Annotated in this window: 10 protein-coding genes; 4 read left to right on the top strand and 6 right to left on the bottom strand. The window is 72.7% G+C overall.

The genetic code is table 11. The annotated features are described in order from the left end of the window. Window positions 1-4 precede the first annotated feature (4 nt). Window positions 5-1,333 carry a 3-deoxy-D-manno-octulosonic acid transferase gene (locus BT98_RS0110780; protein WP_019461718.1) on the bottom strand — a complete coding sequence of 443 codons (1,329 nt, stop codon included), beginning with the start codon at window positions 1,331-1,333 and terminating at the stop codon, window positions 5-7. Next, window positions 1,330-2,121, bottom strand: a complete 792-nt coding sequence (locus BT98_RS0110775; RefSeq protein ID WP_019461719.1) for a lysophospholipid acyltransferase family protein — start codon at window positions 2,119-2,121, stop codon at window positions 1,330-1,332. Before BT98_RS0110775 ends, BT98_RS0110780 begins: the two co-directional genes overlap by 4 nt. Before the next feature lie 214 nt (window positions 2,122-2,335). On the opposite strand from BT98_RS0110775, the gene ilvD reads away from it, so the two are divergent. Next, window positions 2,336-4,174 carry a dihydroxy-acid dehydratase gene (gene ilvD, locus BT98_RS0110770; protein ID WP_019461720.1) on the top strand — a complete coding sequence of 613 codons (1,839 nt, stop codon included), beginning with the start codon at window positions 2,336-2,338 and terminating at the stop codon, window positions 4,172-4,174. A 116-nt stretch (window positions 4,175-4,290) separates the two neighbouring features. Here ilvD and BT98_RS0110765 read toward each other — a convergent pair whose 3' ends face one another. Beyond that, window positions 4,291-5,316, bottom strand: a complete 1,026-nt coding sequence (locus tag BT98_RS0110765) for a Tim44 domain-containing protein (protein ID WP_019461721.1) — start codon at window positions 5,314-5,316, stop codon at window positions 4,291-4,293. Between the two features lie 327 nt (window positions 5,317-5,643). Between BT98_RS0110765 and BT98_RS0110760 the strand changes: the two genes are divergently transcribed. Beyond that, on the top strand, window positions 5,644-7,749 hold the full coding sequence (locus BT98_RS0110760) for a prolyl oligopeptidase family serine peptidase (protein WP_019461722.1): 2,106 nt from the start codon (window positions 5,644-5,646) through the stop codon (window positions 7,747-7,749). 371 nt (window positions 7,750-8,120) lie between these two features. Here BT98_RS0110760 and BT98_RS0110755 read toward each other — a convergent pair whose 3' ends face one another. Both BT98_RS0110755 and ddpX read right to left on the bottom strand, forming a co-directional pair. Beyond that, entirely contained in the window at window positions 8,121-9,032 is a 912-nt protein-coding gene (locus tag BT98_RS0110755; RefSeq protein WP_019460745.1) for a bestrophin family protein, read from the bottom strand. Window positions 9,033-9,049: 17 nt separating this feature from the next. Then, a complete protein-coding gene (gene ddpX, locus BT98_RS0110750) occupies window positions 9,050-9,598 on the bottom strand; it encodes a D-alanyl-D-alanine dipeptidase (RefSeq protein ID WP_026033118.1) in 549 nt (182 codons plus the stop codon). Between the two features lie 115 nt (window positions 9,599-9,713). On the opposite strand from ddpX, the gene BT98_RS0110745 reads away from it, so the two are divergent. Next, window positions 9,714-10,205 carry a hypothetical protein gene (locus BT98_RS0110745; RefSeq protein ID WP_019460747.1) on the top strand — a complete coding sequence of 164 codons (492 nt, stop codon included), beginning with the start codon at window positions 9,714-9,716 and terminating at the stop codon, window positions 10,203-10,205. A 148-nt stretch (window positions 10,206-10,353) separates the two neighbouring features. Here the strand turns inward: BT98_RS0110745 and BT98_RS0110740 are convergent, their stop codons facing one another. Next, window positions 10,354-11,433 carry a YeiH family protein gene (locus BT98_RS0110740; protein ID WP_019460748.1) on the bottom strand — a complete coding sequence of 360 codons (1,080 nt, stop codon included), beginning with the start codon at window positions 11,431-11,433 and terminating at the stop codon, window positions 10,354-10,356. A gap of 128 nt (window positions 11,434-11,561) precedes the next feature. Here BT98_RS0110740 and BT98_RS0110735 point away from each other — a divergent pair, with 128 nt between their 5' ends. Beyond that, window positions 11,562-12,839, top strand: coding sequence for a NupC/NupG family nucleoside CNT transporter (locus tag BT98_RS0110735; protein WP_027297213.1), 1,278 nt, complete (start codon window positions 11,562-11,564; stop codon window positions 12,837-12,839). Window positions 12,840-12,940 lie beyond the last annotated feature (101 nt).

Below are 12,940 nucleotides of genomic sequence, written 5' to 3'. Positions count from 1 at the left end.
TCGGTCAGGTCCTCTCTTCCTGGCACTCCCGGGGGGTTCCCGGGGTGGGCGGCTGGGGCAGCAGCTCCGCGATCGTCCGGGCGACGTCCTCCGCCAGACCCGATGCCCCTTCCGCGACGCGGGCGGCACCCTGCCGCAACAGATCCGCCCGCCGCGTATCGGTTAGCACGCCGTGCGCGGCATCCGCCAGCATGGCCGGATCGGCGGCCGGGGCGGGGGGAAGCTGCACTGCCCCGCCCGCGGCCAGCAACCGGGCGGTGACGTCGGCGAAGTTGCCCATATGCGGCCCCAGCAGGATCGGGCAGCCGAGCCGCGCCGGTTCCAGCGGATTCTGCCCGCCGCCGGGCGCCAGCAGGGACTTGCCGATCACCGCCGCCCCCGCCAGCCGGTAGAAGAGGCCGAGCTCGCCCAGCGTGTCGACGAGGTAGAGGCCGGTTTCCGGCCCCGGCTCGCCGCCCGCGCCGCGCCGGACCGCGCCGGGCAGGCTGGCGGCCAGCTCCGCGCCGCGTTCCGGGTGGCGCGGGGCGATCACCGTGAGCAGCCCGGGCAGGCGCCGGGCGAGTCGCTCATGCGTCAGGGCGAGGATTCCCTCCTCCCCGGCATGGGTGCTGGCGGCGAAGAGCACGGGCCGGTCGCCGACCAGCCGGCGCAGGCGGGCCAGCTCCGCCGCATCGGCGGGCAGGGGGGAGGCCGCGTATTTCAGGTTGCCGGCGACCCGCACCTCCCCGGCCCCGGCGGCGCGCAGCCGCGCCGCGTCGGCCTCGCTCTGCGCCAGCACCAGCCGGAAGGTGGAGAAGGCCTCCCGCGCCAGGCCCGGCGCCCAGCGCCAGCCCCGGGCCGAGCGTTCCGAAAGGCGGGCATTGACCAGCAGCATCGGAATCCGCGCCCGGCGCGTGGCGGCCAGCAGGTTCGGCCAGATCTCGCTTTCCACGAAGACCCCGGCATCCGGGCGCCAGCCCTGCAGGAAGCGGTCCGCCCAGTCCGGCACGTCCAGCGGCACGAAGCGGTGCTGCAGCCGGGGGCGGAGCGTTTCCGGCAGGCGGCGCATCAGCAGTTCCGCCGAGGTCACGGTGCCGGTGGTGACCAGGAAGCGCAGCGCCGGGTCGCGCCGGGCCAGCGCCTCGATCAGCGGCAGGATGGACAGGCTCTCCCCCACGCTGGCGCCGTGCAGCCAGAGCAGCCGCCCCGGAGGCCGGGCCGCGCCGCCGCCCTCGCGCTCCTGCAGGCGGGCGGGGATCTCCTTGTTCCGCCGGGCGCGCCGCCGCAGGTGCAGGCGCCAGAACGGCGCCGTCAGCCGCGCGGTGGCATCCCAGGCCAGGCTGCCGGGCGTCATCCCGGCCGGAGCCCGTCATGCGGCGCGTCCGCCCGGCCGCCCGCCTGCCGGTCCACCGGCCCATCCGGCTGTGCTTCCCCATGCCGGCCAGCCGGGGGCAGCGGGCGGCCCGCCACCCAGGCATCGGCGATGGCGCAGGCCTCGTTCATCCCGGCGGCGATGGCCTGCCGCCCGCCCTCGATATCGTCCCGCGACACGAGGACCGCCGGAAGCACCACCACCACCCCGCGCCCGAAGGGCAGGGGCAGCATCATCCGGTCCCAGGAGCGCAGCATGTGGCGCCGTGTCGTGGCGGCCGCGCAGGGGATGACCGCGGCCCGCGCCGTGGCGCCGAGCTGCGCCACGCCCGGCGCCGCCTCCCGCCTCGGGCCGCGCGGGCCGTCGGGGGTGATGGCCGCGAGGTCGCCGCGCGCCAGCAGGCGCAGGATGCTCATCATCCCCGAGGCCCCGCCGCGCGAGGTGGAGCCGTGGACGGTGTCGAGCTGGAAACGGGCGATGATGTCGCCGATGAAGCGACCATCCCTGTGGCGGGAGACCAGCACATGGGTCCGGCGCGGGCGCAGCACCGGGAAGTGCTCCCGCGCCAGGCGCCAGAGCATGGGCATCATCGGCAGGCGCTCATGCCAGAAGGAGACCATCAGCGGCCGGCCCGTGGCCACGGCCTCCGTCATGTCGTCCCGGCCCAGGAAGGTCCAGCGCGTGGTCGCGTAGACGAAGGCCAGATACAGGCCGATCAGGCGCGCCGCCGCCGTGAGCGTCGCAGGATGCCGCAGCAGGCGCTTGAACATTGTTGCGCGGGGCTAGCATGTCCGGCGGTTCCGGTCACGCGGCCGTCAGATGAGGCTGGCATGCGCCGGTGGTCCGGGCGTCGCGCCGTCCCCCGGGGGGGGGAGCCCCATGCTCAGCCCGGAGCAGCCCTGAGGATGGGGTGCGTTGAACTCCCTTCCGGTGCGTGGGAAAGGTCGGGGAAACGGCTCCGACGTTCGAGGAAGACGCAAGTCCATGCCTGCCTATCGTTCCCGCACCACCACCCATGGCCGCAACATGGCCGGCGCCCGCGGCCTTTGGCGCGCCACCGGCATGAAGGACGGCGATTTCGGCAAGCCGATCATCGCCGTGGTCAACTCCTTCACCCAGTTCGTCCCGGGCCATGTCCACCTGAAGGACCTCGGACAGCTGGTGGCGCGGGAGATCGAGCGCGCGGGCGGCGTGGCCAAGGAGTTCAACACCATCGCGGTGGATGACGGCATCGCCATGGGGCATGACGGGATGCTCTATTCGCTGCCGTCGCGCGAGCTGATCGCCGACAGCGTGGAATACATGGTCAACGCGCACTGCGCCGATGCCATGGTCTGCATCTCCAACTGCGACAAGATCACGCCGGGCATGCTGATGGCCGCGCTGCGGCTGAACATCCCCGTGGTCTTCGTCTCCGGCGGGCCGATGGAGGCGGGCAAGGTCGTCGCCCACGGCGTGACAAAGAAGTACGACCTGATCGATGCCATGGTGGCCGCCGCCGACGACCGCGTCTCGGACGAGGAGGTGAAGGTCATCGAGCGTTCCGCCTGCCCGACCTGCGGCTCCTGCTCCGGCATGTTCACGGCCAATTCGATGAACTGCCTGACCGAGGCGCTGGGCCTGGCGCTGCCGGGCAACGGCTCGACGCTGGCGACCCATGCCGACCGCCGCCGTCTCTTTGTCGAGGCGGGGCACCTGATCGTCGATCTCGCCCGCCGCCACTACGAGCAGGACGACGCGTCCGTGTTGCCGCGCAACGTCGCCTCCTTCGCCGCCTTCGAGAACGCGATGACGCTCGACATCGCCATGGGCGGCTCGACCAACACCGTGCTGCACCTGCTCGCCGCCGCGAACGAGGGGGAAGTCCCCTTCACCATGGCGGATATCGACCGCCTGTCCCGCCGCGTGCCGGTGCTGTGCAAGGTCGCGCCCGCCGTGTCGCAGGTGCATATGGAGGACGTGCACCGCGCCGGCGGCATCATGGCCATCCTGGGCGAGCTGGACCGCGCCGGTCTGGTGGACACCAGCACCGGCAACGTGGCCGAGGGCACGCTGGGCAAGGCGCTGGCACGCTGGGACGTGCGGACCACCGAGAGCGCGGCGGTGAAGGAGTTCTACCGCGCCGCGCCGGGCGGCATCCCGACCCAGGTGGCCTTCAGCCAGGAATCCCGCTTCGACGAGCTGGACCTGGACCGCGGGAAGGGCGTCATCCGCGACCTGGAGCATGCCTATTCCCGCGACGGCGGGCTGGCCGTGCTGTTCGGCAACCTGGCCCTGGACGGCTGCATCGTGAAGACCGCCGGGGTGGACGAGAGCATCCTGAAGTTCTCCGGCCCCGCCCATGTCTTCGAGAGCCAGGACGCCGCCGTGGAAGGCATCCTCGGCAACAAGGTGAAGCCGGGCGAGGTGGTGCTGATCCGCTACGAGGGGCCGCGCGGCGGGCCGGGGATGCAGGAGATGCTGTACCCGACCAGCTACCTGAAGTCGAAGGGGCTCGGGAAAGCCTGCGCCCTGGTGACGGACGGGCGCTTCTCCGGCGGTTCCTCGGGGCTTTCCATCGGCCATGTCTCGCCCGAGGCGGCCGAGGGCGGGCTGATCGGCCTGGTGGAGCAGGGCGACCGGATCGAGATCGACATCCCCAACCGCCGCATCCACCTCGCCGTCGATGAGGCGGAGCTGGAGCGCCGCCGCGCCGCCCGCGAGGCGATCGGCTGGAAGCCCGCCGCGCCGCGCGCACGCAAGGTCAGCGCCGCGCTCCGGGCCTATGCCATGCTGGCGACCAGCGCCGCCAAGGGCGCGGTGCGGCAGGTCCCGCAGGAGTAATGCCAGGGTGATGCCGGCGGGGGCGGCCACGCCCCTGCCGATCCCGGGATACAGAAAAGGCCGGGTCCCGTCAGGACCCGGCCTTCTTTGTCATGCCCCGAGCGGGGCCGGCGGGATCAGGCCGCCTGCTGGATCGCGGAGAGCAGCCAGTCCTGGCCCGGCTGGCGGGTGAAGGTCCAGATTTCCGTCACGGTCTGGCGGGCCTGCGGGTCTCCCTCCACCACCGCGCCGCTGCTGTCGCGGGTCACGTCGATCAGGCTGAAGCGCATCGCGACCGTGGCGAATTCCTGGCCGTTCTCGCCCCAGGCCTCGGCGAGGTCACCGGATTCCAGCCGGACGTCACGGGTCTCGTTGCGCCAGCCGCGCGCCTTCAGGTCCTGCAGGTCGTTGGTGAAGTAGCGCAGCATCTCCGGCGTGGAGAGGCGGGCCAGGGCCTCGGCGTCACCACGCGACCAGGCGGCGTTCACCGCCTGCAGGTTGCGCTCGAAGGCGGCGAAATCGGCCTGGCCGACCTGCACCGCGGCGCTGGCCGGCGCGACGGGACGGCCCGAGGCCGCACCGCGCATGGCGCCGCCCAGCGGGCCGGGGCGGTTGCCCATCGGGTCCTGCGTTTCACGGGCATAGCCCGGGGCGTTCCCGGCCATGGCCATGCCGCCCCGGGGCGTTCCCCCTTGGGCCATGCCGGTCTGGCGGCGGCGGAGGAAGCGCATCAGCAGCATGATGCCGCCGACAACCAGGGCGATCTGCAGCAGCAGGCCGATCACACCGGCAAAGCCGGAAATGCCGCCGAAGCCGAAGCCGAACAGCATGCCGAGCAGGCCGGCGCCGAACAGGCCGCCCATCATGCCGCCCATGAAGCCGCCGCCGAAGCGGCTGCCCGCCGGGGCGGGGGTGTAGCTGGGCGGCCGGGCCGGGGTGGCCTGGTTGACGCCGCCGCGCGACATGTCGCTGCGGTCGAAGGTGTTCGTGCCGCCGCCCGGTGCGGTGCGGGTGGCTGGGGGCGCGTTGAAGCTGCGGCTGCCGCGGCTGCCCGAGGAGAAGCCGCCACCGGGGCGCGCTTCGGCGAGGGCCGGCGCCAGGGCCAGGGCAAGGGCGGCGAAGCCCGCGAGGAAGCGGGCCTTGCGGACGGTCCGGCGATGCATGGGACGGTTCTCCCGGGCGGATGATTCTGTCATGGCTGTAATATAAGAAGCCTGGACGGCGATGCCATGTCCAGCGGTCATTCTGAGAACGAGGATGCTGCATAAAGGTTTTGCAACGATCCGAAACGGATGGCGGCTGCATCCTTGAGGGTTGGCGCAGGGATTTCCTTGCGCTTCGGCAATACGAAACGAAATCGGAACATTCGCGGGCGGCCACGCTGTTTTGGCGCGGGGCTGCCCTGGCTCTATCCTCGCCGGGTCGTCCCCGCCACCCTGTGCCCCTTTTCCACTCCTGGCCTCGTCCCGGCCGTTCAGAGGATGCCCGCCATGCCGGAACCCGATTCCCGCCCGACTCTCGCCGCGCCGGACGAGGACCCCTGGCTCTGGCTGGAGGAGGTGGAGGGCGCCCGTGCCCTGGAATGGGTGGAGGCGCGGAATGCCGCGCTGCTCGCCGACCTTGCCGATTCCCGATTCGAGGCCGATCGCGACGCGCTGAAGGCGGCGATGGACCGGCCGGACAAGTTGCCCTTCGTCACCCGCCGGGGCGGGCTACTGTACAATTTCTGGCAGGATGCCGGACGGCCGCGCGGGCTCTGGCGGCGGACGACGCTGGAATCCTACCGCACCAGCGATCCGGCCTGGGAGGACCTGCTCGACCTCGACGCCCTGGCGGCGGCGGAGGGGGAGGATTGGGTCTGGCAGGGGGCGCGCAGCCTGCCGGGCGCGCATGACCGGGCGATCCTGTCGCTGTCGCGCGGCGGTGGCGACGCGGCGGTGCTGCGGGAGTTCGACCTTCCCGGCCGGTGCTTCGTGGAGGGCGGCTTCGCCGTGCCGGAAGCCAAGGGGATGGTGGACTGGATCGATCGCGACGCGCTGCTGCTCTCCACCGCGCTGGGCGAGGGGAATGCCACCCAGTCCGGCTATCCCCGCCGCATCCGGCTCTGGCGCCGGGGCGAGGCGCCGCTGGCGGCGGAGGTGCTGTTCGAGACCGCGCCGGAGAGCATGGGGCTCTGGGGCACGGTGGACCGCGAGACGGGCCATCTGGTGTTCCGCGAGCAGATCGGCTTCTACGATGCGCGCTACCACCTGGCGAAGCCGGGCGGGGCGGTCAGGACGCTCGACCTGCCGACCGACATGCGGCTGGACTGGCACCATGGCGGCACCGTCCCGGCCGGCGGCGCGGAGCTGGAGGGCTGGCTGGCCCTCTGGCCGCGCACGCCCTGGACGGTGGCGGGGAAGACCCACGCGCCGGACACGCTGCTGGGCATCCGGCTGGCGGATTTCCTGGCGGGGAGCCGGGACTTCGCCACGCTTTTCGTGCCGGGCGAGCGGCGGGCGCTGCAGGGCTTCTTCTGGTGCCGGGGGCGGCTCGTGCTGTCGGTGCTGGACGACCTGCGCCCGGTCTTCACCCTGCGGACCCCGCCCGGCGACGGCGGCGTGGAATGGCACGCCGCGGAGATCCCGGGCCTGCCGCGAATCGGCGTGGTCGGCGTCTGGCCGCTGGATGCGGAGGAGGCGGAATCCGACGGCACGCTGATGGTCAGCGCCCAGGACCCCGTCACCCCGCCGAGCCTGATGCTGTCCTCCCTGGAGCTGCCCATGCCGGCGCTGCTGAAGCAGGCGCCGCGCGTCTATGACGCGGCCGGGCTGGCGGTGACGCGGCACGAGGCGGTCTCGGTGGATGGGGAACGCATCCCCTATGTGCAGGTCGGGCCGGAGGGGCTGACCGGCGACGCGCCGGTGCACATGACGGGCTATGGCGGCTTCCAGGTCACCACCCAGCCCTATTACGCCCTGCGCACGGGCAAGCTCTGGCTGGAGAAGGGCGGCACCACCGTGCTCGCCAACATCCGCGGCGGCGGCGAGTTCGGCACGCGCTGGCACGAGGCCGGGCGGCTGGCCAACAAGATCCGCTCGCACGACGATTTCGCCGCCGTGGCGGAGGATCTGGTGCGGCGCGGCGTCACCCGGCCGGAGCGCATCGCGGCGGAGGGCGGCTCGAACGGCGGGCTGCTGATCGCGAACATGCTGACACGCTATCCGGAGCGTTTCGGGGCGCTGTTCTGCACCATCCCGCTGGTGGACATGCGCCGCTATACGAAGCTGCTGGCCGGGGCGAGCTGGATCGCGGAATACGGCGACCCGGAGAAGCCGGAGGACTGGGCCTTCCTCCGGCACATCTCGGCCTACCACACCGCCGAGCCGGGCCGGCGCTACCCGCCCATCCTGCTCGCCACGGCACGCAAGGACGATCGCGTCCATCCCGGCCATGCCCGCAAGATGGCGGCGAAGCTCCAGGCCATGGGCTACGACGCGCATTTCTACGAGCCCGGCGCGGGCGGCCATGGCTATGGCAAGGACAGCGGCGAGATCGCCACCTTCTCGGCCCTCGGCACCGCCTTCCTGCGCCGCGCCATCGGCTGGGAGGAATAGCGCCCTCCCTCCGATCGTGGCGCTCCGTGGCTCGCCCCGGGGGAGAGGCGCCGCCTCTCCCGCCGGACCCCCTCTCCGCCGGGGACCGGAGCCGGTCCCCGGACCCCGGGCTTTCGCTGGCTCCGCTTGGTGGCCGTCAGTCTGCGGCCCGATCCCCGGGAGCAGGTGGAAAGGCGGAACTCCCGAAAAGAAAGACACCCTGTCCGCGCCCGTGGCACCGGCAGTCCGCCGGAGAGCCATGTTCTCCGGCGCGATCCGACCCCAGCAAGCACCAACTCACCGGGTCCAGGGCTCGAAGAGTCCTGGCGGATAAGGGGGCCGGGGGAAAAGGCGGAGCCTTGTCCCCCGGGGACAGAGCCACGCCGGGCGCATCAGCGCAGGAGGTAGCGGGTGGGGCGGAGGGGTTCGGGCAGGTCGGTTTCGCCCAGGGCCTCCAGGAGATCCGTTTCGATCACCCGCACCATGGCGTCGAGGGCGAGGTCGTTGGCCTCGTCGCCGAAGGGATCTTCCAGCTCGTCGCCCAGGGCGTCGAGGCCGAAGAGCGTATAGGCCAGGATCGCCACCACGACCGGCGTGCCGAAGCCGAGCGTGCCGACGAAGCCGAAGGGCATCAGCAGGCAGAAGAGCCAGGCCGAGCGGTGCAGCAGCAGCGAATAGGCATAGGGCAGGGGCGTGTTGTGGATGCGCTCGCAGCCGGCCTGGATGCCGGTCATCTCGGCCAGCGGGGCGGAGATCTGGGCGTGCAGGATGTCGCTCAGCGTGCCGGCGCGCAGCAGCGCGGCCAGTTCCGCCGATTGCGCGCGCAGCACGGCGTCCGGGCGGTTGCGCCGCGCGGCCAGGGCGGCGGCTTCCCCGGCCGGCAGCCAGGGGCGGGCCCGTTCCAGCCCGTCCCGGCCGCGGAGCTGCGTGGCCAGCAGATGCGCGAAGCCTGCCACCCGCCGCAGCAGCCGCGTGCGGGAATCGCCTTCCGGCAGCAGGCTCGTCGCCAGCCGGGCGAAGATGCGGTTCTCGGTGATCAGCCGGCCCCAGAGCTGCCGCCCCTCCCACCAGCGCGCGTGGCAGGCGTTGTTTCGGAAGCTGAGGAAGATCGAGAGCGTCAGGCCCAGCACGGTGAAGGGCGCTGCGCTGAACTCGGGGAAGATGCCGGGATAGCGCCGGTCCAGCAGCGCCAGCAGCAGGGCGATGCCGGTCACCAGCAGCACGCGCGGGGCCACCAGCGGCACCACGGAGCCGCGCAGGGCGAAGAGGAGGTCCAGCGTGCCGGGGCGGGAGCGGACGATCATGGCGCCTCAGCCCGCCGTCACATGGGGCCGGCCGGCACGGCGCTGGCGCAGAGCGCCGGATGCCGCCGGGCGCCGAAGAGCTGGTAGTGCCACCATTCGAGGCTGTAGTGGTCCCAGCCGGCCGCTGTCATGATGCCCAGCAGGATGGCGCGGTTGCGCTGGTCCTCCGCCGGGATGGCCAGGCTGCCATGGGCGGAGGCTTCCTCCACCGCGTCGAAGCCGGTGCCCATCGGCAGTTCGGTGCCGCTCGCCGCCTCCACCAGCGTCAGGTCCACCGCCGCGCCGCGCGGATGCACGCCGCCCTGGCGCGGGTCGGAGACGAAGCGCTTGTCCTCCACCGCGTGCCACAGCGCCCATTGCGCCTCGACCGGGCGGAAGGCGTCGAAGACCTTGATCCGCAGGCCCAGCGCGAGTGCCAGCGCGTTGGCCCGCAGCAGGCGCTCGCGCGCCTCCGGTAGCAGCAGCGCCACCGGGCGCGCGTAGATCGGGCGGCCCGTCAGGTTGTCGGTTGTGGCGTAGCGGATGTCGAGGAGGAGGCCGTCTTCCTCGCGGATCGGGATCAGCATGGGGCGGTTATAGCCATGCCCGTTGCTGGCCGCTGCCCGGCGCCGGAGCAACACGACGCAACCCAGCCCTGCTCCGCCGCGTTCGCGGCTCTCCGACGAAGAGGGAATCCGACCGATGCGCGGCACCGCTTTCACCCTGGCCCTGGCCCTGATTGCCACGCCGCTCTGGGTCCAGGACCTCCGGGCGCAGAATATCGGACAGGGCAATGGCCGCGGGGGCGCGACGAGCGGCTCCCCGGCCGGAGGCTCCAGCGAGGCGCCCGACCTCGCCAGCTATGAGAAGCTGCTGCAGGACAGCCTCGGCAAGCTGCGCGCCGCCGCCAGCCAGCCGGGCGTGAAGGACGAGTTCAGCAAGGACGAATCCGTGGGCACCGCGCGGCGCGAGGTGCTGACCGTGCTGCAGGACAGCCTGGGCATCGTCCGCCGCGCGCCCGCCTCCTACAAGGAGCGTCCCGTCTACAAGCAGGCCGAAAGCCAGATCCAGGCGGCCAGCCACAAGGTCCAGGGCCAGCAGCAGGACGCCGCCCTGGCCGGCCCGATGCGCGAGGCCGTCCAGGCGGTGGAGTCCCTGGTGCGCGACGTCGGCGCCTCGCACGGGCGGGGCTGAGGGCTGGGTTGCCGCTGTCGTCCGGCCAGCCTGTCCTGAGCTGTTCCGGCGGAGCGCCTGATGGCCGGCTCCCGGGGAAAGGCAGGGCCTTTCCCCCGGGACAGCGTAGCGCCAGGCGTCTGGCCCGGGCGCCGAAGAGGGGGGGCTGTCAGGCTAGGGGCAGGAGGTGGATCAGGCCCAGGCTGATCGCACCCAGCACCAGCAGCGAGCCGATCACGGCCGCGACGACCGGGGCGCCGGCGCGGGCGACCATGCGAACATCCACGCCCAGGCCGAGGGCGGCCATGGAGACCACCGTCAGCAGCGTGGTCAGGCTGGCGATGGGGGCGAGCGCCGCCTGCGGGATCAGGCCCAGGGAGCGGAGGACGGCGCAGCCCAGGAAGCCCAGGATGAACCAGGGCACCAGCCGGCCCAGGACCCTGGGGCGGGCAGCAGGCTGGGCCGCGTCGCGGCGGCGCGCCGACAGCAGCGACAGGACCAGCACCACCGGCCCCAGCATCAGCACGCGCACCAGCTTGACCAGCGTGCCGAGCTGCACGCTCAGCGCCCCGACCGGGGCGGTGGCGGCCAGGACCTGCGGGACGGCATAGACGGTGAGGCCCGCGAGGACGCCATACTGCGCCTCGTGCAGCCCGAGCAGCGGCACGGCCAGCGGCAGGGACAGCACCACGACGATGCCCAGGACGGCGGTGAAGGCGATGGAGGCGGCGATGTCGCGGCTTTCGGCGCCGATCACCGGCGCCACGGCGGCGATGGCGGAATTGCCGCAGATCGAGTTGCCGCAGGCCACCAGCATCGCCATCCGCCGCGGCAGGCCGAGCAGGCGGCCGATGCCGTAGCTGGCCGGGATGGCCACCGCCACCACGGCGGCGATGCCCAGCACCAGCGCCGGGCCGACCGCCAGGATCGCCTGCGCGCTCAGCGCCGTGCCCAGCAGGATGATCGCGACTTCCAGCAGCACCTTGGCGGAAAAGGCGATGCCGGGAGCGAAGGCCTTGGGCGGCGTCCAGGCGGTGCGCAGCGCCGTGCCGAGCAGGATGGCCAGCACCACCGGTTCCAGCCAGTCGCGGCCCAGGAGGGCTTCCTCGGCGCGGCCGATGCCGGCCGCCAGCGCGGCGATGGCGGCGCAGAGCAGCACGCCCGGCCCGAGCCGCCGCAGCGCGCCGCTGCCCTGCACCCCGGCCGGTTGCGGCTTGGCGAGGCTGGCGGCGGGGGCTGGGGTGGTCATGGGGGCTCGGCGTCCTGGGATTGGCCCCTATGATGCAACGCGGCGACACATCGGACAAACGCAATGGTTCGATCGGACCGATCTGGATTCGTGAACGTTCCTGCCGCGCCGTGGAAAGCGGGCGGCGCATGAGCCCGCTTCAGCTCCAGGCCGGGGCGGGCCTCGCCGCGCTCTGCCTGCTGGCCTGGGTGGCCGGGGTGCTGGGGGAGGGGGTGCGGGGCGGGCGCCTCGCCCGGAGGCCCGTTCCCTGGCGGATCGTGCTGGCCGGGCTGCTGGCGCAGGTGCTGGCCGCCGCGCTGCTGCTGCATGTGCCGCCGCTCCGCCGGGCCTTTGCCTGGGCAGGGGCGGGGGTTGATGCCCTGTCCCGCGCGACGCGGGAGGGGACGAGCTTCGTCTTCGGCTATCTGGGCGGGGCGCCGCTGCCCTATGCGGAGCTGCGGCCGGGCGGCTCCTTCGTGCTGTTCTTCCAGGCGCTGCCGCTGATCCTGGTGGTGGGGGCGCTGTCGGCGCTGCTCTACCACTGGCGCATCCTGCCGCTGGTGGTGCGGGGGCTTTCCGTGCTGCTGCGGCGGGCCTTCGGCATCTCGGGGGCCTGCGGCTTCTCGGTCGCCGCCAATGTCTTCGTCGGCAGCGTCGAGGCGCCGCTGCTGATCCGCTCCTGGCTCGCCACCATGCCGCGGGCCGAGCTCTTCGCCGTGATGGTCGCGGGACTGGCCACCATCTCCGGCAACATGCTGGTGGTCTACGCCACGATCATCGCGCCGGTGGTGCCGGATGCGGCGGGACAGCTCCTGGCCGCCAGCCTGGTGGGCGCCCCGGCCTCGATCCTCGCCGCCATGCTGATGATCCCGCCGGACCCGGCAGCCGCCGTTGCCGGTGGCGAGCCGGAGATGCCGCCGCTCTATGACAGCAGCATGGAGGCCATCGTGCGCGGCACGGCGGACGGGCTGCAACTGCTGCTCGGCATCATGGCCTCGCTGATCGTCTTCGTGGCGCTGGTGGCGCTGCTCGACATGATCCTGCAGCCGCTGACCGGGCTGACACTGCGGGGGATCGCGGGCTGGCTGATGTGGCCGCTGGCCTTCGCCATGGGCATTCCCGCCGCCGAGGCCGCGACGGTGGCATCCTCGCTCGGCGTGAAGCTCGTGGTGAACGAGTTCGTCTCCTATCTGGAGCTCGCCACCTCCGGCGGGGCGGGCCCTTCGGAGCGGTCGCGCGTCATCCTCACCTGGGCGCTCTGCGGCTTCACCAACTTCGCCTCGGTCGGGATCATGGTGGGCGGCATGTCGCTGATGTGCCCGGAGCGGCGCGGCGAGATCGTGCGGCTGGGCCTGCCGGCCCTGGCGGCCGGCACCATCGCCTGCTGCATGATGGGGGCCACGGTGGGGCTGCTGTCGCCGGGGTGATCCCGGCGGCTGCCAGTGACCGTGTTGCGCTTTGTGGCCGGCCGCCGGGGAAAGGCAGCGCCTTTCACCCGGGATGGCGCAACGCCGGACGTGACGCGCGG

The sequence above is a fragment of the Roseomonas mucosa ATCC BAA-692 genome, assembly GCF_000622225.1.
In the GTDB taxonomy this organism is placed as follows: Bacteria; Pseudomonadota; Alphaproteobacteria; order Acetobacterales; family Acetobacteraceae; genus Roseomonas; species Roseomonas mucosa.
This window is presented reverse-complemented; position numbering and strand designations above follow the sequence as displayed.